Source organism: Pseudomonas silensiensis (assembly GCF_050434865.1).
In the GTDB taxonomy this organism is placed as follows: domain Bacteria; phylum Pseudomonadota; class Gammaproteobacteria; order Pseudomonadales; family Pseudomonadaceae; genus Aquipseudomonas; species Aquipseudomonas fluorescens_W.
In genome coordinates, this window is the sequence record NZ_JBNDJH010000003.1 from 13,908 (window position 1) to 37,952 (window position 24,045).

Sequence of the window (24,045 nt, forward strand, 5' to 3'; positions counted from 1 at the left end):
GCTAACCCAACATGAGACAAACTCAACCTTTTCGTGTTGATCACAAGTTTTCCTCATGGAGCCCCCCCCCGGTGCTTGAAATCCGTCACCTGAAGACCCTGCACGCCTTGCGCGAAGCCGATAGCCTGGTAGATGCGGCCGACCGCCTGCACCTGACGCAGTCGGCCCTGTCCCACCAGTTCAAGGAACTGGAGGAGCGCATGGGCATGCCGCTGTTCGTGCGCAAGACCAAACCGGTGCGTTTCACCAGTGCCGGTTTGCGCCTGCTGCAACTGGCTGACGCGACCTTGCCATTGCTGCGCGGCGCCGAGCGCGATATCGCGCGGCTGGCCGGTGGCACTGCCGGGCGTTTGCACATGGCGATCGAGTGTCACAGTTGCTTTCAGTGGCTGATGCCGACCATCGACCAGTTCCGCGATGCCTGGCCGGAAGTCGAACTGGACCTGGCCTCAGGCTTCTCCTTCGCCCCGCTGCCTGCGCTGGCCCGCGGCGATCTGGATTTGGTGGTGACTTCTGATCCGCTGGAACTCGCCGGGATCACTTACGTGCCGTTGTTCACCTATGAAGCGATGCTCGCGGTCGCCAACCAGCACCGTTTGGCGAGCAAGGCCTACATCGTCCCGGAAGATTTGCTTACCGAAACGCTGATCACCTACCCGGTGGAGCGTGATCGACTGGACATCTTCACCCGTTTCCTGGAGCCGGCCGATATCGAACCGGCGCAGGTCCGCACCTCGGAACTGACGGTGATGATGATGCAATTGGTGGCCAGCGGCCGCGGTGTGTGTGGCATGCCCCATTGGGCGCTGCATGAATACAGCTCACGGGGTTATGTGAAGGCCAAGCGGCTGGGTGAGAAAGGTTTGTTTGCGACGCTGTACGCCGGGATTCGCGCCGACATGCTGGATGCGCCATACATGCGCGATTTCTTGCTGACGGCCAAGGACACGTCGTTCTCGACACTCGACGGCGTCAGCGCCGTCCGTTAGTACACCACAACACCTGTAGGAGTGAGCCTGCTCGCGATGACGGTCTGACATTCAACATTTGTATGGACTGACACACCGCTATCGCGAGCAGGCTCACTCCTACAGGGGATTTTCGTGATCCTTAGATCTCGCGCCACATGTGGATTTTGTCGAAGTAGTCCTCGCCCACCCGTACCGCCAAAGGTTCGAGACCAAACTGGATGAAGCCGCAACGCTGATACAGGTTTAACGCGGCCTCATTACCAGCGGTGACGGTCAGCTGGATCAACTTCAGACCTTTATGGTTCTGCGCTTCAGCCAGGGCGGCCTGCACCAGGTGATAACCGATCCCGCGTTGCCGGACTTTGCCGGACACGTACATGCCAAACAATGTCGCCTTGTGCCGGGCCTTTTCCCGAGGCTCGAAGGCCAGGCCGACGATGCCCGCCAACTCCCCGCCTTCGAACGCACCGAACACCACGTCCAGCTTGCTGGTCAGGCGTGATTCCCACCAACTCAACGGCATCACGGCGCGTTCGCGCACGCTGGAGGTAAACGCCTGGGGATGCAGGTCATAGGCTTCGAGCATCAGCGCCCGATAATCCAGAGCATGACTGGCATCAAGCCGTTCAATCCACATGTTCAAGCCATCCGTCGTTGTTCCAGCATCAGTCGCACCGCCAGCGCCGACAGCACGAACCCCATGAAATAGCGCTGCACCGCCAGCCAGGACGGGTTGTTGACGAACCAGGAGGCGATACCCGCGGCGAACAGCGCGATCAGCAGATTGACGCTGAAACTGACGCTGATCTGGGTCAGGCCCAGCGTGATGCTTTGAGTGAACACCGAGCCATGCTCAGGTGTGATGAACTGCGGAAACACCGACAAATAAAACACAGCGATCTTCGGGTTCAGGGCGCTGGTCAGAAAGCCCATGGTGATCAGTTTGCGCGACGAGTCCGGTGGCAACTGCTGCGCCTCAAAGGGTGAACGCGCACCCGGTTTGACGGCTTGCCAGGCCAACCACATCAGGTACAGCGCGCCAGCCCACTTCAGCACTTCGTAGGCCATCGGCACCGCCAGAAACACCGCGGTCAAACCGGCAGCGGCCGCGAACAGGTGCACGAAAAACCCCGCGACCACACCAAGCAACGAAGTCACACCGGCCTTGCGCCCCTGGCAGATCGAACGGGAGATCAGGTAAATCATGTTCGGCCCCGGCGTCAGCACCATCAGCAATGCGGCAGCGGCGAAAATCAGCAAGTCTTGAAGCGGGATCATGGGCAGTCCTTTAGTCCAGAGATGATCAAGCGATTGCGGTTAAGGAGGCTCGATAAAACGGCAGGATCAGGTCCCGTGTCAATGGCGCCAGCGTGACATTGCCGTCGGTGGCCGGGTCGATCCAGCGCACTTCTTCGATCTCCGCCGCAGGCGATACGTCAGAATCGATGGTCATCTGAAAGAGTTCGGCCTGGACGACAAAACCGGGCTCGTTGGCCGCCGGCGCCGAGAATTTCCCGAGATATGTGGCGTGTGCCGGATCGATGACCAGGCCCAATTCCTCTTCCAGTTCACGGGCCAGCGCGTGGACCGGTTGCTCATGGGCTTCAATCTTGCCCCCCGGCTGCATGAACGCCTCGGTACCGCGCTTGCGGACCAACAACGTGCGGCCATCCGGGCCGATCAACAGGGCAGCGGCGATGCGAATGAGTCGGGGCGAAACAGCGGATGACAGCGTCATGGATCAGGATCGTCCTTGGAAAAAGGCGCAAGGATCACATGAGTCTCGGCGCCTCGTCACGCCGAAAAAAGCATCTGCCGAGCCCTCTGTGGGAGCGAGCCTGCTCGCGATGAAGATAACGCGGTTTTTCAGGTACACCGCATCATCGTTCATCGCGAGCAGGCTCACTCCCACATTGGACTAGTACGGCGCCTAGACCTCACTCGCCTCGAGAACCGCAACGTCTTCCGGCACCTTCACGAAAATGCTGTATTTCGCGCCTTCCATGGCTTCGAAGGCGATCAACTTGTCCACCAGCGGCCCATTCAACACCTTGCCGGCATTGAGCAGCAGCATGCCGTTGTCGGCATTGAGGTTGCGCGCCAGGATCATGCCCGCCGTCACTTCCCGTGTGGTCATCACCTTGACCGACGGATCGGCCAACGAGACATCGCTCTGGTACGCGGCACAGACCTGGATGAAATCCTCCACCAGTTCGGGATCGTAGAGCCGCCCGGCATAGCTGCGAATGTAGACCAGCGCTTCATCGCTGTTCATTTGCCGCTCGAGGATCAGCCCGCGCTGCAACTCGATGAAATCCACCGCGAGTTTCAACAGTCGCGAACCGAACGGAATCGCCTCGCCCTTGAGCCGGTCGGGGAAGCCGTTGCCGTCCCAGCGCTCCTGATGATAAAGAATCAGACGGGCGGCGTCCTTCATCGGGTCGAGGGTCATCAACAGCGATTCGCTCTGCTTGGGATAACCGCGATAGCGTTCCCGATCACTGTGGTGCAGCAGGTCCGCGGGCGCGGTCATCATGCTGTCGGTCCAGCTCAGCTTGCCGATGTTGTAGAGCGCCGCGGCCATGGCCAGGTCGCGACTGGTGCCCTCGTCCAGGCCATGAAGTTTGCAGTAGACCCGCACCAGTTCGATGATCTGGCGGTTGGTCTGTTTGGACGGCGGCAGGCGCAGGTTGGCCAGCAGCGAGAACACTTCGGTGCCGGTGACATAGCTGTGCTTGAGCTCTTCGTAGGCCAGGTCGAGCATGTCGGCGGTCTGCTGGAGTTCGGCAGTGCGGGCGGCGACGTGTTTTTCCAGGGTGACGTTGAGCGACTTCAACTGGTCGTTCTGCAGCCGGGTCAATTGCTCCAGGCGCTGGCGTTCGCGCTCGGAATATTGATGAGCCAAGGCCTGGCGCAAGGTCAGGAGCATTTCCTCGTCGTTCCAGGGTTTGCTGATGTAGCGGTGAATCTGCCCTTCGTTGATCGCTTTGATGATCGTCGGCATGTCCGCGTAGCCGGTGAGCAGAATCCGGGTGGTCGTCGGGTACAACTGATGGATACGGGCCAGCAGCGTGGCGCCGTCCATGTTGGGCATGCGTGCGTCGGTCATCACCAGGTCAATGGAGTGTTGTTCCATGATCTCCAGCGCCTGGGCACCACTGGTGGCCAGCAGCAACTCGTAGGGCTGGCCGCGTAACAGGCGACGCAGGCTGTTGAGGATTGACTCCTCGTCATCGACCAGCAGCACCTTGGGTTTATCGTTCAAAGTCGTGGGGAGTTGCTCTTCCATGGCGTCACCTCAAGTGAAACGGGCACATCGTTATGACAGGATCCGGCAAACATCCCCTATTGCCGGAGCCTGACCTACAGGCTAGATGATTTTCAGCCCGGCAACAGAAATGATTCAGCTCATTCAGTTGCACGAAGTTCTGGACAGACGACTATGCTCAGCTGACTCGGATCCATAATCTGTACGTTCGGCCAGGTGATCAGGGAAAGGATGCCCCCTATGACTAAACCGCATCAAACCACTGCCGGTACTGGCGTATGTCGATAAATACGCTGCTGGCACGGACCAACCGGCGGATTCTTATCGTCGACGACACCGCTTCTATTCATGCGGACTTCGCCAAGATCCTCAGCCCGCCATCGATTGATGACGACAGCCTGATCAGCGCCGAAAACGCCCTGTTCGGAACCCCTGCGGCGCTATCGCTGCAAAGCTTCGTGCTCGACTCGGCGTTTCAGGGCCTCGAAGCCCTGGGCAAGGTCGAGACGGCGCTGGCCAACGACATGCCCTATGCAATGGCTTTCATCGACATGCGCATGCCGCCGGGCTGGGACGGGCTGGAAACCATCGAACGGCTGTGGCAGGTCGATCCCAAGCTGCAAGTGGCGCTGTGCACCGCTTATTCCGACTATTCCTGGGAAGACATCGACGAACGCCTGGAACTGGGCGATCGCCTGCTGATTCTGAAAAAACCCTTCGATGCCATCGAAATCCGCCAGATGGCCAGCGCATTGACGGCCAAGTGGCAAATGACCGAAGACGCAGAGCTGAAGATGTCGCTGCTCGAACAGGCGGTCGAAGAGCGCACCCGCGAGCTGTCCGACGCCAACATCATCGTGCAGAACAGCCCCACCATTCTGTATCGGTTGCGCGGCGAGCCGTCGTTTCCGTTGATGTATATCTCGCACAACATCACCAAATACGGTCATGTCGCGGCGAAACTGGTCGCCTCGGCCAACTGGGCCCAGGAACTGGTCCATCCCGATGATCAAACCAAGGTCGACACCGCCATGGCCCGGGTGCTGGACCGTCATGCGGCGGGCGCTTCCATCGAATTCCGCATGCGCACCGGCGAAGGAGCCTGGCGCTGGGTCGAAAACCGCTACATCCCGGTGCGCGACGATGAAGGCCGTTTGCTGGAAGTCGAAGGCATCATCATCGACATCACTGAACGCAAAATTGCCGAGGAGAAAATTGCCCTGCTCGCCCGCACCGACGGGCTGACCGGGCTGGCCAACCGTGCGACGCTGATCGAGCGGCTGCACCAGGCGTTCGCCTCTGCGCGTCGGGGGGCGGCACCGTTCGCCATGTTTTACCTGGACCTGGATCACTTCAAACGCATCAACGATACCCTCGGCCATCCGGTGGGCGACCTGTTGCTGCAAGAGGTTGCACGCCGGATCAAGGCCTGCGTACGCGAAAACGATGTGGTTGCCCGCCTCGGCGGTGACGAGTTCGCGATCTTGCAACTGGACGTCAGTGACCCGACCCAATCCGCAGCCCTGGCCGCCAAGATCCGCGATACGTTGGTACTGCCCTACTCCCTGGCCGGCAATGATGTGCGGGTCTCGGTGAGTATCGGCATCAGCAGCTGCACCCCCGAAAGCACCAGCGCCGACGGCCTGCTGACCCAGGCCGACATGGCGCTGTATCGCTCCAAGGAAAAGGGTCGCAACCAGTACCACTTCCACTCAGAGGAGATCAATCAGGAGATGGTCGAACGCATGGCCATCGCCAGCGACTTGAGAGCGGCCATCGAACACGAAGAACTTGAACTGCATTATTGGCCGGAAGTGGACCTGAGCAGCGGCAAAATCCTCGGCATGGAAGCGCAAGTCACCTGGAACCACCCTGAACGCGGTCTGCTGGACGCCTCGACGTTCCTGCCCGCTGCGGAGAAGACCGGCACCATCGTCGCGCTCGGTCACTGGGTGCTGGATCGCGCCTGTCAGCAAATGCGTCAATGGCGCGATGAGGGAATGGCGCCGCCGGTGATTGCGATCAAGCTGTCCCTGGCCCAACTCAAAAGTGGTCCTGAACTGATCTATGACGTGCTGCGCACCACGGCACGTTGGGAGCTCTGCCCCTGGGACCTGCGCTTCGACGTCACTGAAGCGACGCTGGCCCAGACCAAATGGACCCACAACGATGTGTTGCCGCGCCTGCGTGAACTGGGCGTGAAGATCGCCATCGACGACTTCGGCACCGAGTACTCCTCGTTCGACTACCTCAAGACCTACCAGGTCAATCACCTGAAACTCGCGCAGGCCTTCATCGACAACGCCGCCCGCGATCCGGCCAGCGCGAACACCTTGCGCGCCATCATCAACTTCGCCCGTGACGTCGGGATCGGCATCATTGCCGAGGGCGTCGAAACCCAGGAGCAGCGCAGCTCGCTGATGGCCACCGGTTCACCGATGAACGCCCAGGGTTACTTCTTCAGCAAAGCGGTCAGCAGCCAGCAGGCTGCCGAGCTGCTGAAAGCCGGCAGCATCGTGCCCCCGAACCACGACATCGGGCCGATCCGGAACAACCCGCCACGCTTCACGGAGGACAAAGGATGAAAACGCCTTTCGTGCGGACCAACCGGCGCATCCTGATCGTCGATGACACGCCTTCGATCCATGAGGATTTTCGCAAGATCCTCGGCCCTGAGATTGAAGGTGAACAGACCCTGGCCGGTGCTGAAGAGGCCCTGTTCGGCACCGTGCAGCTAGATCGGCTGACGTTCCAGCTCGACTCGGCCTACCAGGGCGAGGAAGCCCTCGAACTGGTCACTCGCGCACTGGCCGAAGGTCGTCCCTATGCCATGGCGTTCACCGACATGCGCATGCCACCAGGCTGGGACGGCCTGGAAACCATCGAACAACTGTGGAAAGCCGATCCTCACCTGCAAATCGCGTTGTGCACGGCCTATTCCGATTACACCTGGGAAGACATGGCCGAACGGCTGGAATTCGGCGACCAGTTGCTGGTGCTGAAAAAACCCTTCGACAGCCTGGAAATCCGCCAGATGGCCAGTGCCCTGACCTGGAAATGGCAGATGGCGCAGGACGCGGCGATGAAGGTCCTGAGCCTGGAGCAAACCATCGAGGCGCGGGTCCACGAATTGCTCAAGGTGTCGCACCTGTTGCAGTACGACGTGCTGACCGAGCTGCCCAACAGCACGTTGCTCGGTGACCGGTTGAACCAGTCCCTGGCCCTGTCCCGTCGCCATGACAAGCAACTGGCCGTGATGTTTCTGGGCCTCGATCGCTTCAAGCGCATCAACAATGCCCTGGGGCATCCGGCCGGTGATGAAATGCTTAAACAGGTCGGCCGCAGTCTGGTGGCGACGGTGCGCGAGTCCGACTCGGTGTTTCGCTATGGCGCTGACGAATTCGTAGTGATCCTCGCCGATGTTCGCCACCCTCAGCAGACCAAGGGCATCGCCGAAAAACTCTTGAGTGCCATCCGCGCGCCCCAGCACATTGCCGGTCACGACTTGTGTGTGACCGCCAGCCTGGGAATCAGCATCTATCCCGACGATGGCTTCGATGCGATCTCGCTGATCAAAAAAGCCGAAACCGCGATGCGCAACGTCAAGGAAAGCGGCCCGAACGATTTCAGGTTTTTCATCGACGACATGAACCAGCGCGCCCGGGATCAGCAAAGCATCGAGACCGGCATTCGCCTGGCGCTGGAGCGCAACGAATTTGTCCTGCATTACCAACCCAAACTGGACCTGGGCAGCGGCCAGGTGGTCGGTGCCGAGGCACTGATCCGCTGGCAAAAACCGGGGCACGGCCTGGTCTACCCCTCGGATTTCATCAGTGTGGCCGAAGACAGCGGCTTGATCGTGCCGCTGAGCAAATGGGTACTGGCCGAGGCGTGCCGACAAGCCTGCGCCTGGCAGGCCGCGGGGCTGCCGAAGATCTGTATGTCGGTGAATATGTCGGCCATTGATTTCCGTCAGCGGGACTTTGTCGACGGCATCGAACAGACACTCAAAAAAACAGGGATGGAACCGGCCTTGCTGGAGCTGGAAATCACCGAAGGCGTGCTGATGCAAAACGTCGACACCACGGTGAGCGCCCTGACCCGGCTCAAGGTGATAGGCGTGCGACTGGCCATCGATGACTTCGGTACCGGATATTCCAGCCTGAGCTACTTGCGGCGTTTTCCCATCGACGTGCTGAAAATCGACCAGTCGTTCATTCGCGGTTTAAGCAGCGACAGCAACGACGCCGCGCTGGTCAGCGCCATTATCAGCCTGGGCCGGAGCCTCAAGCTGACCATCATTGCCGAAGGGGTGGAAACCCTCGAACAACTGGATTTCCTCAAGGCCCATCAATGCGAGGAAGGCCAGGGTTTCTACTTCAGCAAAGCCGTGGAGCCGGACGCCTTCGTCCGGTATCTGGGGTCGGTGAAGCCCTCTTCATCCGCAGCTACGTGAACGATGCACAACGACACACAGGCCCCATGCCAAGGAATCATCAGATGTCGCCTTCCTTTCCCCGTCTGTTATTGGCGCTGCTGTTCGGACTCTGCCTGAGCGCCGGCGCCGCGCCGCTGAATGAAGCGCTCAAACCACTGCCGGCAGTGCCCCAGCAGAATCCGCTGCAGGTCGAACTCGGGCGCCAGTTGTTCAATGAACCGCGCTTGTCGGTCGACAGCTCACTGTCCTGCGCCAGTTGCCATCGACTGGAAAACGGCGGCGCCGACAACAAGGCGTTTTCCATTGGTTTCGCCGGCCTTCCGTTGACGATCAACACCCCCAGCGTGTTCAACGCCAGCCTGAACTTCCGGCAATTCTGGAACGGCCGCGCCGACACCCTGGAAACCCAGATCCACGGCGTGGTGCAAAGCCCCAGTGAAATGGGCAGTAACTGGGAGCATGTGGTGCAGATGCTGAGCGCCGATCCGGCTTATCGGACCTCGTTCGCCAACGCCTACCCGGACGGCGTGACCATGAATAATGTGCAGAATGCCCTGGCCACCTATGAACGCACGCTGATCAGCGCCAACTCGCGTTTCGATCAATACCTGCAAGGCGATACCGACATTCTCACCCTCGACGAGAAATACGGTTACCAACGCTTCAAGGACTACGGCTGCATCGCCTGCCATCAGGGCGTCAACATCGGCGGCAACATGTTCCAGAAGTTCGGGGTCATGGGCGACTACTTCAAGACTCGGGGCAACCCCACCGAAGCCGACCTGGGCCGCTATCTGGTCACCAAAGACGAAGAGGACCGCAACGTGTTCAAGGTTCCGAGCCTGCGCAACGTCGCCGTGACCGCTCCGTATTTCCACGATGGTTCGGCCAAAACCCTCGAAGAGGCGGTAGATGTGATGTTCAAGTTCCAGCTCGGTCGTATTCCCTCTGCCGATGACAAGACGCTGATCATCAAATTCCTCAAGACCCTGACCGGTGAATGGGGAGGCAAGCCCTTATGAAAACGTCTAACCGTCGCAACCTGGCGTTGCTCGGCGTCGTGGCCCTGATGCTGGCTTCAGTGCTGCTGTTTCTGTACCTCAAATCCAGCTCGAACCAGACGACGACCTACACCGAATCCCGGGACTTGATCGGCCGGATCAAGCAGTTGAACGCACAATGGGAAACCGAGATCCTCAAGGCCAGGGTCGCCATCAGTCACAACTACGATCCGTTGGTCACACCGCTGACCGAGATAACGAACCTGTGGGAGCGGTTCGATACCATGGAGTCGAACCACGGCCGCAACGACTCACCCATCTGGCGCGCCAGCCATGAAGCGTACCTGACTGCCATTCAGGAAAAGACCCGCTTGGTGGAGCAGTTCAAGTCTCACAACGCCGTGCTGCGCAACTCACTGGCGTTCCTGCCCACCGCCGAGGACGACATTCAGGAACAGCTGTCCCGGTTGGTGGACGAGGACCAACTGCAACTTCAGAACATTGCCACCGACACGTATGACTTGCTGCTCAGCAGCCTGGAGTTCGCCCAGGTCACTTCCGATGACAAGGCCGCCGACATCCTGGTCGGGCTGAACAAACTGGGGGTGAACAAACAGCGTCTACCTGAACAGTTCCACAGAACGATCGATATCATGAGCAACCACATCGCGCTGATCCTGCGCGAACAACCTGTGGTCAATCGGTTGCTGGAAAACATCGAAGCCGTTCCCGTGGCCGAACGCCTGGACGACATTACCAACCTGCTGAACACCGACCAGCAGCGGACCGACGCGATCGATCAGCGTTATCACTTCTACATGCTGGTGTTTTCCGTACTGTTGGTGCTGTTGCTGGTTTACCTGGCGATTCACCTGATGCGCAGTTTCACCGTGATCAATCGCGTCAACAAAGCCCTGCAAACCGCCAATGAGGACCTCGAACTGCGCGTTGAAGAGCGCACCCGCGAACTCAAGGATACCCAGAGCGAACTGCTCGACACCGCGCGCCAGGCCGGCATGGCCGAGATCGCCACCAATGTGCTGCACAACGTCGGCAACGTGCTCAACAGCGTGAACATTTCGGCCGACCTGGTGACCCGCAAACTGCGCGCCAGCAAAGCGCAGGGCCTGGGCAAGGCCATGCAGCTGATCAACGAACACCCAGGCGACCTCGGCACCTTTCTGACCGAGGACCCAAAAGGCAAGTTGCTACCGGGCTACCTGAATCAACTGGTGGACGCGATAGCCCTGGAACAACAAGGCATGACCGACGAACTGTCCCAACTGACCAAAAGCGTGGACCACATCAAGGACATCGTCGCCACCCAGCAATCCTACGCGGGCGCCAACAGCCTGATGGAACCGCTGCACATCAGCGAATTGCTGGAGGACGCCCTGCGCATGAACTCCGGCGCCCTGACCCGACACCACGTCACGGTGGTCAAGGAGTACAGCGACGTGCCGCGAGTCATGGGGGACAAGCACCGGTTGCTGCTGATCCTGATCAACCTGATCAGCAACGCCAAATACGCCATGTCCGACCTCAGCAATCGCCCGCGACAAATGACCCTGGGGGTGAAAATCGTCGAAGACAAGACCCTGCAAGTCAGCGTCAAGGACGACGGCGAAGGCATCGCCGAGGAAAACATGACGCGCATCTTTGCCCACGGGTTTACCACCCGCAAGGAAGGCCATGGCTTCGGCCTGCACAGCTGCGCCCTGGCCGCCATCGAAATGAACGGCCACCTCACCGCCCATAGCGACGGACCGGGCAAAGGCGCGCTGTTCACGTTGCAGATCCCGCTGAAAACCGTACCGGAGGAAGCATGAGCAAACCTTCGAACCGACGCATTCTGCTGATCGATGACACCCCGTCCATTCACGTGGATTTCCGCAAGATTCTCACCCCCATGCCGGAGCAGACCGTCGAACTGGACGAGATGGAAGCCGCGCTGTTTGGCAACGAAGTGAAATCAACCACTGCGCTGTTCGAGCTGGACTCGGCCTATGGCGGCCAGGAAGGCCTGGGCAAACTGAACGAAGCCATGCAGGAACAACGCCCCTACGCCCTGGCCTTCGTCGACATGCGCATGCCCGAGGGCTGGGACGGTGCGCAGACCATCGAACATTTGTGGCAGGCCGACCCGCGCCTGCAAGTGGTGGTGTGCACCGCCTATTCCGACTATTCCTGGGATGAACTGCTCGATCGATTGAAGGCCCATGATCGACTGTTGATCCTGAAAAAGCCGTTCGACAACATTGAAGTCCAGCAAATGGCCAACACCTTGCTGACCAAATGGGACATGACCGAACGGGCCAGCGTGCAGATGGACCATTTAGGGCAGATGGTCGAGCGCCGAACCCGGCAGTTCACCGAGGCCAGCGTTGAGTTGCAGCGGGAAATCGACGAGCGCAAACAGCTTGAAACCCAATTGGTGCAATCGGAAAAACTCGCGTCATTGGGACAACTCGCGGCGGGCGTCGCTCATGAAATCAACAACCCCATCGGCTTCATTTCCTCCAACCTCGGCACTCTGGATGGCTACTTCAAACAGCTGCAGGAAATGCTCGACGCCTATCGGGATGCGGAAGAGGCAATCGGTTCCAGCGAGCTCGTCGAGCGTTTGAACCAACTGCGCGAACGGGTCGAGCTGGAGTTCCTGCGCGAGGACATTCCGCTGCTGATCAAGGAATCCAAGGACGGCATCAACCGGGTCGGGCAGATCGTCAAGGACCTGAAGGACTTCTCCCGGGTGGACTCCAATCAGGAATGGCAGTGGGCCAATCTGCAACAGGGCATCGAATCGACCTTGAACATTGTCGCCAACGAACTCAAGTACAAGGCCGATGTGCTCAAGGAATATCAGGTCCTGCCCGACATCGAATGCCTGCCTTCGCAAATCAATCAGGTGATCATGAACCTGATCGTCAACGCCTCTCAGGCCATCGGCCCGGAGCGCGGCACCATCACCTTGCGCACCGGGCTTGAAGCGGAAACGGTGTGGATCGAAGTCGCAGACACCGGCGCCGGCATTGCGCCGGACTGCCTGCAGAAAATCTTCGACCCGTTCTTCACCACCAAACCGGTGGGCCAGGGGACGGGACTGGGGTTGTCCCTGTCCTATGGCATCGTGAAAAAACACCGGGGGGATATTACGGTGCGCAGTGAAGTTGGCGTGGGGACGACATTCAGGGTTGAGCTACCGATGCGCCAAACAAAACCATCCGCCTGAACACCATTCGCCCATCAGGCAATTATGTGGCTTCCTGGAAATCCATCTCCGGTGGTTGGCGACGGAAGCCACTGGTCAGCACCGCCAGGTACACCACGCCAATCGCCAGCCAGCTCAGGCCCAGATAGATCGCCAGGTGATCGAGGCTGACCATCAGCCACAAATCCGCCGCCAGGCCGATAAACGGGAACAGCAGGAACAACACGAATTCACGCAGCCCTTTGTTCTCACCGCCAATCCAGTAGTGAAAGATCACCGACAGGTTCACCAGGCTGAACGCCAGGAACGCGCCGAAGTTGATGAACGAGGTTGAGGTGGTGACGTCCAGTTTAAGTGCCAGCAACGCGACCACGGCGCACAGCAGGATGCTATTGACCGGCGTGCCGAAGCGTTCATGCAAAGTGCCGAAGAACGATTTTGGCAGCACACCGTCACGGCCCATGGCGAACAACAGCCGCGAGCCGCTGGCCTGCGCCGACAGGCCCGACGCAAACTGGCCGACGATCAGGCCGATCAGAAAGATCGACACGAAAAGGTCACCACCAATGTTGCGGGCAATTTCATAAGCCGCCGAGTCGACGCTGTCGAACTGGAACGACGGATGCGCGATCTGCACGAAGTACGACACACCGACAAAGATCAGCCCGCCAATGAGAGTGATCAGCATGATCGCTCGCGGGATGGTGCGGCGCGGGTCGCGGGTTTCTTCGGTCAGGGTGCTGACCGCGTCAAACCCGAGGAATGAATAACAGGCGATGGCTGCACCGCTCATGATCAGCGGCATCTGCATGTCACCGTTGAAGAACGGTTTGACCGACCACAACGGCGTGCTCGCATCGCCACCGACGTAATGAACACACAGCGCAACGAAGGCGATCAGTACCAGGAACTGCACCAGCATCAGTAACGCGTTGATGCCGTTGGCCAGTTTCAGACCGACGATGTTGATCGCACTGGTGATGCCGATGAACGCCAGCACCCAGATCCACTGCGGCACGGCCGGGAACGCGGAGTTGAGGTAGGCCGCGCCGATCAGCCAGATCGCCATCGGCAGGAACAGGTAGTCGAGCAGCACGGCCCAACCGGCGATGAAACCGAGTTTGGGGCTGATCGCCTTGCGGACATAGCTATAGGCCGAGCCCGCGACGGGAAACGCCGAGGCCATTCGGCCGTAACTCATGGCGGTGAAAAACATCGCCACCAGCGCCGCCAGGTAAGCGGCCGGGACCATGCCGGCGGTGGATTGAGCGAGGATGCCAAAGGTGCCGAGCACGATGATCGGCGTCATGTAGGCGATGCCGAACAGCACCACCGAACCCAATGACAGGGTGCGTTGCAAACGAGCCATGAGCGACTACTCCGAATTTATTAGATTTATGGCAGAGCCGAGTTCGGCGCTAAATTTCGGGTGTTTCGTTGTTGTAATTGGGTGAACTATTAAACAGGTGTGACGACCGGGCGGGCCTCTTCGCGAGCAAGCCCGCTCCCACAGGTGTTATGTGTCGTTTACAAATGCTGTGTCCGCTGAAGATCCCCTGTGGGAGCGGGCTTGCTCGCGAAGAGGCCCGCCCTGACAACACAGGATCCGGATCAGCTCTGAGGAATCATCAGCTCCCGCAATCCACAAGCATGCTCAACAATCTCCCCCGGCAACCGCAGCCGCTGATCATCCAGATACCGATAATCCTGCCGCGCCGCCGTCAGCTGGTTCAGGTCCAGCTCCACTGCAAACTGCCCTTCCTCCCGCCCGGCCTCGAACAACAAAGTCCCCAGCGGATCCACCAGCGCACTGCCGCCCGCGAACACCAACCCGCCATCGCCCTCTTCCACCCGGTTGACCATCAGCGCGAACGCCTGGTTTTCCTGGGCACGGGCCATGATCGCGGTGCGGTGAGTCGGGCCGTACGGGTCCATGTTGCCGTTGGTGACGATCAGCAGTTCGGCCCCCAATTGCGCCAGGGCCCGGGCGGTTTCAGGGAATTCGATGTCGTAGCAAATCAACAGGCCAACGCGCACACCGTTCCACTCACACGTGGCGTAACGGTCCCCGGCCTCGAACACACCGCGATCCGACGCCCACAGGTGCGTCTTGCGATATTTCAGCGCGATACCTTCGGGGGTGATCAGCAGCGTGGTGTTGTAGAAGCGGCCGTTGTCGTTCTCGGCCATGCCGATCACCACGGCGATGTTGCGTTCACGGGCCGCAGCGAGCACCGCGCTGACGGTCGGACCGTCCAGCGGTTCAGCGGTTTCAGCCAGTGCCTCGAGGGACGGGAAGCCCATCAGGTGGGTTTCGGGAAACACGATCAGCTGCGTATCGGCAGCACAGGCAGCCATCGCCTTCAGAGCGCGTTCGAGGTTGTAAGCCGTGTCGTTGTCACGGCCCGCCAACTGGGCGAGTTCGACTTTCATGGGTATTCCTTGTTCTTAACCAGGCTGGCAGAAAGATTGCCCGGTCGGTGTCTGTGCGCCAGTATGCGCAGCAAGCCACCGGCCGGGAAATCACGCCGCTGGGGTAACCCGATAGGGGTAGAGGCATGACACTTTCGTTAGACGACATCGCGTGGCACCGCTCGGTCGGGCAACTGATCGACGCCCTGGACAAGCCCAATTTCTGGACGCAGCTGGTACGGTTGCTGGATCAGTACGTGACCTTCGACAGCTGGGTGGCGCTGCTTTTCAGCGCCGATCAGCACCCGCAAGTGTTCGCCGAATGCCCGGGCGCGGACGGCAGTCCCGATCAGTTGTTCCAGGATTACCTGCGCGGTTTGTACCTGCTCGATCCGTTCTACATCGCCTGTCGCGAGCAGTCGCGCACCGGGCTCTATCGCCTGTCGGAAGTGGCGCCGGAACATTTCGAACTGACCGAGTATTACCAGCGCTACTTTCGTCTGAATGTGGTGGCCGATGAAATCCAGTTCAATTGCCAACTCGAAGGCGACCGCACGCTGTGCCTGTCACTGGGCAGCAAGCAACGTTTCAGCGGCCAGCAGATTGCCTTGCTGTCGCTGATCCAGCCCTGGGTGCTCGGCCTGTTGCGCCAACGCCTGCCCTATGAAATCAACGAAGTCGTGGCCCTCGCACCGGCACCACCGCAAGTCGACTGGCGCGTGCAGCTGGAGGCGTCGGTGCAGCAACTCAAAGGCGCGCAATTGACCGCCCGAGAGCTGGATGTCGGGCGCTTGATGCTCAGCGGTTGCTCCAGTAAAGAAATCGCCCGCAAGCTGGAAATCTCTGTCGAAACCGTGAAAGTCCATAAGAAACACATGTACAGCAAACTGGGGATCAAATCCCAGTCAGAGCTGTTTTCGATTTTTCTCCAGGCACAGAACGCCTGATTGCCTGTTCTAGCACAGGAGATCTCTGTGGCGAGGGAGCTTGCTCCCGCTGGATCGCGAAGCGATCCCAAAATGGGCAACGCGTTCGGTCAGACAAGCCCCGTCAACAGGTTTGCGACTGCTGCGCAGCCGAACGGGAGCAAGCTCCCTCGCCACAAAAGCCTGTATGCCAATGCCTCACCACAACTAAGTCCCGAACCCAAGGAAACCGTATGAGCCTGTCACTCCTGAGCCGCTACGCCTTCTTTGCCGTCTGTGTGATGTTCACCCTCGCCAGCCTGCCCTTCCTGGAACACGACTGGCTCTGGCCAATCACAGCCGTCACCGGTGTGCTCAGCTTGATCGGCATTTTCGATCTGCTGCAAAGCCCTCACGCCGTGCGCCGCAATTACCCGATCCTCGGCAACATCCGTTATCTGGTGGAGGGTATCCGCCCGGAAATCCGCCAGTACCTGCTTGAATCCGACAGTGACGCCCTGCCCTTCTCCCGGGCCCAGCGTTCGCTGGTCTATTCACGGGCCAAGAACGAAAGCGCCGACAAACCCTTCGGCACGTTGATCGATGTGTATCAGTCGGGTTTCGAATTCATCGGCCACTCCATGCGCCCGGCGCCATTGAGCGACCCGAACAGTTTTCGGGTAACGGTCGGCGGCCCGCAGTGCACGCAGCCGTACTCGGCGTCCGTGTTCAACATCTCGGCCATGAGCTTCGGCTCCCTCAGCGCCAACGCCATTCGCGCGTTGAACCAGGGGGCAAAACTCGGCAACTTCGCCCACGACACCGGCGAAGGCAGCATCAGCGCCTATCACCGGGAAAACGGCGGCGACCTGACCTGGGAACTTGGCAGCGGCTACTTCGGCTGCCGCACCGCTGACGGGCGCTTCGACCCGGAACGCTTCGCCGCCCAAGCGCAGACACCCCAAGTGCGGATGATCGAAATCAAGATTTCGCAAAAGTTAAGTTGTCAATATGATGACCTAAACAATTTCACCCTATTGTTCTCTATAGCCCCCCGAAAACAGCCTTTCGTAGCTTGAATTCAAGACTGATCAAGCGATCGCAAAGGTCAACAAACGGCTTGGCGCTCCGTGGAAGTCGTTGATCTCTTCTTTTTGGGCTTCCGTCATTCCTCCACACTGCGCTCCTCTCAATGCTGAATTTCCACCACGAATTGGCCGCTACGGGCAGCGCAATAGTCGCCCTTCACGATAAAGCACTCGATGGTGTGAGCGCCTACATAACCTGCCTGCTCCTCTTTCCATAGGCTTCCCATTTCGGTTGTGGAACTCTCAAAGCTGCCTCGAAGATCTTTCGCGTTTGCAGCCTCACGCCCAGTGTTCACCACCTGCCAATACACAGTGAATGGAGGTGTCACGTCTGTGGACGCAATGAACTCGAGAGTAGAACCCTTACGAATAGGCCGCCCGCTGGACACGAGCAGGGTACGAAACCCGTTCAAGGATGACCGAGCTAAGATCGTAACCTTTCCACCAAGGATTTTCGGCCACGTGGTCGGTTTTCGGTGTGGCGCATCAGCGAGCCTTTGGGTCGGATTTTTGCGCTTGGCTATCGACCTAACTACTGCGGATTGGCTCCTGGTATGTGCTGCGCTCTCGACCAAAGTGCGGCCCATCCGAGGAGCAAGAATATCCATAACCGATTCCATGTCGCTCTGTTGCACAGCCTGGGAGAAATCCGACCTTGCCATCTCTAGCCAATCATAAAATCCATGCTTTAGTTCCGGTTTGTGCTCCCAACTGTCAGCAAAGTTTTCGCGAGGGTTAGATGGGTTTTCAATCCAGAACACGCCATCCTTTTCTCGAATGTACTTATCCATTGAGCTGAGGATGGATAACAGTGCTCCACTGACTGAACCTTCCTGGTTGTAAGCGTGGGCAGCAAGAGTGCTGATGATGATAGAGGACGGTCGGCCCTCCTCTACTTCTGAGAAGCACATATCGCGATGGCGTTTCAGCAGTTGAATGGCGGCCTGTAAAGGCGTTTTAACACGGAATGCGGGAATGTCTTCCACATCTGCCTTTGCCTCAGCCAGCATCATTGCCCGGCGCCGTTGGTCAAAAGCAGGCTTCATCCGTTCATAGAACCAGTCAGCGTAGCCCCTTGGATTGCTAGAGGGCCAATCATCAGAACGGACTCGGTAGTTTTCGTGAGTACGGTCAGTGATTGAGATTGAGGTCTCAACATGGGCGAGGCTAATCATCCGCTGCTCGCGTAAAGCCCGTTGCCGATTCGCATCAGGCACAGACGGAAGTAAGTCCATGTGGAATTGCGCAGTATCCGCGTAGTTGAGCGTCCAGCATCGATCCCAGCCCAGCGGCGCTTGCATACCATGTCGCCTTGCATAGGCGACAAGCTCGGTACCGAGAGCATCGTAAACGTCCTCTTGCGTATTGAGCGCCTTACTCAGATCAAACTCGAATATGACGTCGAGATCGTAGTCCTCCTCACCGTTCACCGGGCGAATGACTGTGCCAAGCCTAAATGACCCTTGCGTATAAGCCTGAATGTCGACCCCGAAAAATTGAGACTCCCTCCTCTCCAACCAATCACATACGGAGCGGTAACTACGATCAGCCGCTTCGTAGCGTTCAGGCGGGATATCCAAGGCCTTCGCCAGATCGCTGATGAAAAGATCGCCGGAGGTGGCCAGACTCACTGCTTACCTCCTTTGCGAAGCGAGGGAGGCACAAAGCAATCAATTTCCTGCTCTGAAAAGGTGTACTCCTCATTGAGCTTCAAGGCTTCTTGCGCTTTGAGGTAGGCTTTGCCGTCAGTCTGAGGAGCGCCTTTATAAATAGTGGCGAGCTTTGCCTGAAGGTCATCTCTTCGTTTTGCGCCAAGTTCGTAGGTGATTTGACCCGCCTTGATATCGGTGAGTAACGAGAGGTAGGACTCACGGATAGGCCAAATGCTTCTCGCCGCATCCCGGTGTTTTTGCGCCGTACCACCAGGATCGAACCCCTTCATGTAGCCAGAAATTACCAACGTGGCAACGGAACATACTGCAGTGAAAACCTTTACCCACTGCGGCTCGAATAATGCGGCGGCAATAGCACCAGAGGCCGTGAGAGCAGATACCACAAGTTGAGCCACCTTGAAGGAGCCTAACTTGTCCGCACATGAATCGGCCATCTTCTCGTGGGTCTTGTGGGTGTAGACAGCACGCCCGAAGCACTCCCGCACCTGGCCTTCCAGGTGTATCAAATCATTCATCAAGAATCTGCTCCAGAGGCATACTTTCCAGCGTCGGTAAGTAGCACGCTGACCGCTGTCTAGCAAGCTTCGCCCTGCAAGGGAAAATCTCGCAGAAAACGCCATGCCACTCCTCCTTTAGCGGTCAGCGTTGATGAGGATTTTTTGATTGCTCATCCCGAGGACGGAGAATCTAGGGCCGCTTTTCAACGAACAAAAAACACAACATGTTGTGTTCGTACGTTTCGCAATGCATTGAACAGTGCAAAAAACATACAGCGATCATTTTTTGTCCACCGCGAGGAAAACACCAGTGCTTGCTTTACGAAAACCGGAAACAACCCACAACTTATTCACAAAACTTAAAAGTTATCCACAGGAAAATCACCTTGCACTTCACATGCAAGTTGGCATATCTTGTGTCTGGCTGATCTAGTGGACTGGAACACTTTTTGCTGCTACCGGTTGCCCTCCCCACCTCGTGGTTGAAGGACGGCTACTGAATTATTTTTTTAGACTCAAATTGGAAAGCAGCTACATGCTGCGTCTGGCCTTATGTTATGGACAATTTAAACCGAGACTGCCATGTCAACTGCAACTAATTTCCGCACTTTTTTTGACAATATAAAAATCACTAACCACGAATCTATCGAGACGCGCTACGGTGAGATCACTTTGTCTCTCAACAAGCGGTTCCGTGACCTGGAGTCTCGTTCAAGATACAATCTACAAGTTGGATCGTATGGTCGCTGGACGGCAATCAAGGGCATCTCGGATCTCGACATGTTGTACATCATGCCGCCATCCGAGTGGGCGACCTACAACAAAGCGGGTGGACAGTCGAGCCTTCTAACAGATGTCAAAAATGTATTGTTGAAGCGTTACCCTAATACGAACATCTACGTCGACCGCTTGGTGGTATGTGTGACATTCGCGAGCTTCCACATCGAAGTTCAACCCGTGTTCGAACAGTTGGACGGGAGTTTCAAATATCCGGATAGCTATAACGGGGGATCTTGGAAGATCACTAAACCGCGAGAAGAGATCGAAGCCACCAAGAAAACTAATGACAACAACAACGGTAACCTTCGCTATCTTTGTAAGATGATCAGGGCCTGGAAAAATAAACATGGCCTGGGTATCGGTGGTTTACTCATTGATACGCTTGCTCATAACTTCCTAAACTCTAACAACACTTACGCTGACAAAAGCTTCGGGTGGCATGACTGGATGATCCGGGATTTTTTCCTATACGCCTCTCATCTTCCAAACCAAGACTATTGGGCCGCACTGGGAAGTCGTCAACGCGTTAGCGTAAAGCAGAAATTCCAAAAATCTGCAAAGAAGGCATATGAGCTCTGCCTGAATGCTATCGAGGCGGAAGGTAAACCGTATGAGGGCGATCGTTGGAAAAAAATATTTGGCCGAGACTTCCCTAGCACTAGAGACCAATTGCTAAAAGCTGCTATGGAAAGCGTGGGTTCGAGTTCTTACAGCTTCCGGAACACAGAACAATTCATTGAGGATATTGCTCCGGTGGATATCCGCTATCCCCTTGCGATTGACTGTGATGTAATTCAAAACGGCTTCCGTGAGCGCCTATTAAGCGAGCTGATTTCACTGGGTCGCCCTCTGATGGCTCGTAAAAATCTGAAATTTCACATTACGAATAATGGTGTACCTGCACCATATGAGATCAAATGGAAGGTCTTGAACATTGGCGAACAAGCTGAAAAACGTGACTGCATCCGAGGTCAAATCTTTGATGATTCAGGTTACGCTACAGTCAATGAGTCAACTACCTTTAAAGGTGATCATGCGGTGGAATGCTACATCCTCAAAAATGGGGTAGTCGTGGCTCGCGATCTAGCTCTTGTGCCTATCAGTGAAACCATATGAACAAAGCAGCTCTTTTGAAATGCATCGCCGAGACCGGCTACAACGTCGGTTTCGGCGGAAGAAAACATTGGGCAACTTATGATATTGTTGACAAGGTTCCAGGCCTAATTGCTTTTTTCTCTACAGCCGCGGGCATATTCGCCCTAGTCAATGACTCATTATCCGCAAAAAACATATCTGCAGCACTTACAGTGCTTGGGGTAATAGGCATCTACATTTCTGTCTACGACTCCAAAAAAGGCGCTTACGAGGAAAGCGCTGCAGCGATAACCAAAATGTTTAATGCGCTTCGAGATCTTTATCGTACAGTCGAACACAATCAAGATGAATCCAAAAACACTGTTTTTTACAATCAGCTCAAGGACATAGAGTCCGACTACTACTCGAGATCAATGAGCAAACAAATACTGTTTAGTGATTGGTATGCTCACTACAAATTTTTCTGGCAATACCAAATCGACTGGGTAGCCGAGCAGAAGAACTTCACTTTCTGGCGCGATAAAATTCCACTTACTGGCTGGATCGCCATATGCGCTATTATTGGAATTTTTTGCTGGCAACTACTCGGAACAATGGACGCAATCAAGTTATGCTATGAAACATTCGCAATTAAGCCTAACAAATAATTGATAATCAAACAAAGCTGATCTAGGCTTTGTGCTTACCCTTTGATCCGATTCATGCGATCTGGCTCGCCACTGAACCGATGCATATCAACGCCTTCAGAGCATCGTTATATGCACCTTTAGATGTACCTTTGATAGATCAAAGTTAGGACATACTTGCCATGAGCATTGAAGCGAAGCTCCTTCACCTCCAAGCCATCAAAAACCTTCTCGCGCCATACCGTTACCTCTATTGCGTAGATCTCGAGGCAACCTGTGATGAGGTAGAGGATTCGGAAAAACTAAGACCGCTAGCAGTCACACCTGATCAGATGGAAACGATCGAAGTTGGCCTGGTGGTGATCGATTTGGAAACGCTTGAGATCGTCGATGAATTCCAGCGCTTCGTTCGGCCTCAGATCAACCCCCTCCTCACCGACTTCTGCAAAAAGCTCACGTCCATTCGACAAGCAGATTTGGACAGTGCTGGAACCTATGCGGAGGTTGGCCAGGAGCTGGGAGCGTTTATTGCGCGATATCCAAACGCTGCTTGGGCATCGTGGGGTGACTATGATGCAAGGCAGCTTGAGCGAGACGCAGGGTTTGCTGCGTGCCCTTCCTTACTCGAAGGTTTGACCCATTTCAATGCTTGGAAATGGCATGCAGGCTTGTATGACAATCGACCAAAATCACTTAAGCAAACGGTAGAGTCGTTGGGCTTGGTTTGGATGGGTACCTATCACCGTGGGATAGACGACGCGAGAAATGTGGCTTCCATCGTGAAGGAAATGCTTAGCTAATTGATGAGCCGGGCCCATCGGCCCGAAGGATCGAGCTCCCCGTTGACGCCATTTCCTACCGCAGCTTAGCTATGGGCAGGTGATGACTCGAGCTCAGAATGATTTGAACACAACCTCCCCTCCCACCGCCCGCGATGTCTTCCAGGTGTTGATAGAAGTCGCTCTCGGCAAACGCTTCATGACGCCAAGCACCATTTAGTCATGGAATTAGATCTACCACGGCCTCATGCCCGGAGAAATCGATGGCTGGCAGCTCAGAGTCTTCAATGACTGTGACGCCCTAGGCTACTGCTAATACGGCGGATCGCCGATCGCATATTCGGGGCACTCGAACTTGGACAGCGTGCCGAAAACGATTCCGGCGATCTGTTTAGAGCTTGAAAACTTAAGTATCACGAGCATTTGTTCGTATCGTGGCGGGCCAGATGTGAAGTGGCTCGCCCGATACAGGTGAGACGTTATCAACCCTTAAGTGGATAACTTACATAGCTGCATATCAGCTGCGAGATGATGGGCTCTTGAACATACGAGACCATCGCACTCAACAGAGCCATACCAATCACTGTTGAAAGGATCGCACGAATCCAACCGAAGTCATGCACTGAACGCTGCATTTTGGCGATGGCAAAGCCGATGAACATTACATAACCGATCAGCACTATATCATCTGAAGTCTTGGCCATTGAGCTTTGCTGGATTGCCGACGTGACCGCCTCGTCATAGCTAAAGGCACTACAACTCTGTGCCATCGCTTTAAAACGGGTACCCAAAGCAGGCATTTCGAACAGTTTGAGTACCACCAGCCAACCCGAGACGTAAAAGAAGGTGTTCACACTGACCAACATCTCGCGGTCACTTCCGAGCAGCCGAGAACCTATCGCGAAGCACACCCCGTAGAACGCAACGAGGAGCCAGTTCATCATTGTCATTACGCTCGCAAACTCAAGGTTTGGAATAATGCCGGCAGAGCGAGACGCTGGCAGCCCCAAAACTCCCAGGCCAATCGCTACGAAGATGCCGAAGAGCCAGGCATTCGAGCAAACTCCCTTGCGATCTCTCATGGTTGCGAAAAAGGACGAGTTCGACTGAATGAGCTCCCGCGCGTCCTGAGCGGATGCGCACAAGGCTGGCCAAATCTTCTCCAAGAAAAACCCTATTATTTTTTCCATTTTCTTATTCCCCTTAGCTTCAATGGCCATTCACCCAATAGTTGATGATCCAATCCTTGCCCTCTCATCTCGAAAAAATCCGGAATTAAAAAAACAGGTACATGGATAGAG

The 24,045-nt window shown here is 56.7% G+C and carries 19 protein-coding genes and 2 pseudogenes; 12 read left to right on the forward strand and 9 right to left on the reverse strand.

What is annotated here, in order from left to right:
- Positions 1–71 precede the first annotated feature (71 nt).
- Positions 72–989, forward strand: coding sequence for a transcriptional regulator MetR (metR, locus tag QF010_RS04680; protein WP_008155262.1), 918 nt, complete (start codon positions 72–74; stop codon positions 987–989).
- Between the two features lie 121 nt (positions 990–1,110).
- Here metR and QF010_RS04685 read toward each other — a convergent pair whose 3' ends face one another.
- From QF010_RS04685 to nosR, 4 genes are all read right to left on the reverse strand, one after another.
- Positions 1,111–1,608 (reverse strand): GNAT family N-acetyltransferase, encoded by a 498-nt coding sequence (locus QF010_RS04685; RefSeq protein WP_429510973.1) that lies wholly within the window; start codon positions 1,606–1,608, stop codon positions 1,111–1,113.
- Between the two features lie 2 nt (positions 1,609–1,610).
- Positions 1,611–2,249: a LysE family translocator gene (locus tag QF010_RS04690; RefSeq protein WP_033057445.1), complete on the reverse strand. Its 639-nt coding sequence runs from the start codon at positions 2,247–2,249 to the stop codon at positions 1,611–1,613.
- A gap of 25 nt (positions 2,250–2,274) precedes the next feature.
- Complete coding sequence (locus QF010_RS04695; protein WP_429510974.1) at positions 2,275–2,709, reverse strand: NUDIX hydrolase; 435 nt, start codon at positions 2,707–2,709, stop codon at positions 2,275–2,277.
- A gap of 192 nt (positions 2,710–2,901) precedes the next feature.
- Positions 2,902–4,260, reverse strand: a complete 1,359-nt coding sequence (nosR, locus tag QF010_RS04700) for a response regulator c-di-GMP phosphodiesterase, NosR family (RefSeq protein ID WP_033057441.1) — start codon at positions 4,258–4,260, stop codon at positions 2,902–2,904.
- A 257-nt stretch (positions 4,261–4,517) separates the two neighbouring features.
- Here nosR and QF010_RS04705 point away from each other — a divergent pair, with 257 nt between their 5' ends.
- The 6 genes and pseudogenes from QF010_RS04705 to QF010_RS04730 all read left to right on the forward strand — a co-directional run bounded on the left by QF010_RS04705 (position 4,518) and on the right by QF010_RS04730 (position 12,910).
- Entirely contained in the window at positions 4,518–6,824 is a 2,307-nt protein-coding gene (locus tag QF010_RS04705; RefSeq protein ID WP_033057440.1) for a putative bifunctional diguanylate cyclase/phosphodiesterase, read from the forward strand.
- Positions 6,821–8,695 (forward strand): putative bifunctional diguanylate cyclase/phosphodiesterase, encoded by a 1,875-nt coding sequence (locus tag QF010_RS04710; RefSeq protein ID WP_429532499.1) that lies wholly within the window; start codon positions 6,821–6,823, stop codon positions 8,693–8,695. Before QF010_RS04705 ends, QF010_RS04710 begins: the two co-directional genes overlap by 4 nt.
- Before the next feature lie 44 nt (positions 8,696–8,739).
- On the forward strand, positions 8,740–9,699 hold the full coding sequence (locus QF010_RS04715) for a cytochrome-c peroxidase (RefSeq protein ID WP_033057438.1): 960 nt from the start codon (positions 8,740–8,742) through the stop codon (positions 9,697–9,699).
- Positions 9,696–11,507 carry a DAHL domain-containing protein gene (locus tag QF010_RS04720; protein WP_033057437.1) on the forward strand — a complete coding sequence of 604 codons (1,812 nt, stop codon included), beginning with the start codon at positions 9,696–9,698 and terminating at the stop codon, positions 11,505–11,507. The genes QF010_RS04715 and QF010_RS04720 overlap by 4 nt, the downstream gene beginning before the upstream one ends.
- Before the next feature lie 590 nt (positions 11,508–12,097).
- A pseudogene (locus tag QF010_RS04725) lies at positions 12,098–12,184 on the forward strand (hypothetical protein); the annotation flags it as partial.
- A gap of 57 nt (positions 12,185–12,241) precedes the next feature.
- Entirely contained in the window at positions 12,242–12,910 is a 669-nt protein-coding gene (locus tag QF010_RS04730) for an ATP-binding protein (protein WP_429532628.1), read from the forward strand.
- A gap of 22 nt (positions 12,911–12,932) precedes the next feature.
- Here the strand turns inward: QF010_RS04730 and QF010_RS04735 are convergent, their stop codons facing one another.
- Together QF010_RS04735 and QF010_RS04740 are read right to left on the reverse strand one after the other, a co-directional pair.
- Positions 12,933–14,258 carry an APC family permease gene (locus QF010_RS04735; protein WP_033057435.1) on the reverse strand — a complete coding sequence of 442 codons (1,326 nt, stop codon included), beginning with the start codon at positions 14,256–14,258 and terminating at the stop codon, positions 12,933–12,935.
- 242 nt (positions 14,259–14,500) lie between these two features.
- Entirely contained in the window at positions 14,501–15,322 is an 822-nt protein-coding gene (locus QF010_RS04740; protein ID WP_046047064.1) for a carbon-nitrogen hydrolase family protein, read from the reverse strand.
- A 125-nt stretch (positions 15,323–15,447) separates the two neighbouring features.
- Here QF010_RS04740 and QF010_RS04745 point away from each other — a divergent pair, with 125 nt between their 5' ends.
- Together QF010_RS04745 and QF010_RS04750 are read left to right on the forward strand one after the other, a co-directional pair.
- Complete coding sequence (locus QF010_RS04745) at positions 15,448–16,248, forward strand: helix-turn-helix transcriptional regulator (protein WP_008147857.1); 801 nt, start codon at positions 15,448–15,450, stop codon at positions 16,246–16,248.
- A gap of 212 nt (positions 16,249–16,460) precedes the next feature.
- A pseudogene (locus QF010_RS04750) lies at positions 16,461–17,201 on the forward strand (glutamate synthase-related protein); the annotation flags it as partial.
- A 194-nt stretch (positions 17,202–17,395) separates the two neighbouring features.
- On the opposite strand, the gene QF010_RS04755 reads toward QF010_RS04750, so the two are convergent.
- Entirely contained in the window at positions 17,396–18,925 is a 1,530-nt protein-coding gene (locus QF010_RS04755; protein ID WP_429532500.1) for a nucleotidyltransferase, read from the reverse strand.
- The gene (locus tag QF010_RS04760) at positions 18,922–19,482 is read right to left on the reverse strand and encodes an SLATT domain-containing protein (protein ID WP_429532501.1); all 561 of its coding nucleotides are present in this window, start codon (positions 19,480–19,482) and stop codon (positions 18,922–18,924) included. The genes QF010_RS04755 and QF010_RS04760 overlap by 4 nt, the downstream gene beginning before the upstream one ends.
- Positions 19,483–20,046: 564 nt before the next feature.
- Between QF010_RS04760 and QF010_RS04765 the strand changes: the two genes are divergently transcribed.
- The 3 genes from QF010_RS04765 (at position 20,047) to QF010_RS04775 (ending at position 22,765) form a co-directional block, all read left to right on the forward strand.
- The gene (locus tag QF010_RS04765; RefSeq protein WP_429532502.1) at positions 20,047–21,360 is read left to right on the forward strand and encodes an SMODS domain-containing nucleotidyltransferase; all 1,314 of its coding nucleotides are present in this window, start codon (positions 20,047–20,049) and stop codon (positions 21,358–21,360) included.
- Entirely contained in the window at positions 21,357–21,986 is a 630-nt protein-coding gene (locus tag QF010_RS04770) for an SLATT domain-containing protein (protein ID WP_429532503.1), read from the forward strand. The genes QF010_RS04765 and QF010_RS04770 overlap by 4 nt, the downstream gene beginning before the upstream one ends.
- Before the next feature lie 161 nt (positions 21,987–22,147).
- Positions 22,148–22,765, forward strand: a complete 618-nt coding sequence (locus QF010_RS04775; RefSeq protein WP_429532504.1) for a 3'-5' exonuclease — start codon at positions 22,148–22,150, stop codon at positions 22,763–22,765.
- Positions 22,766–23,226: 461 nt separating this feature from the next.
- Here the strand turns inward: QF010_RS04775 and QF010_RS04780 are convergent, their stop codons facing one another.
- Complete coding sequence (locus tag QF010_RS04780; protein WP_429532505.1) at positions 23,227–23,934, reverse strand: hypothetical protein; 708 nt, start codon at positions 23,932–23,934, stop codon at positions 23,227–23,229.
- Between the last annotated feature and the right edge of the window lie 111 nt (positions 23,935–24,045).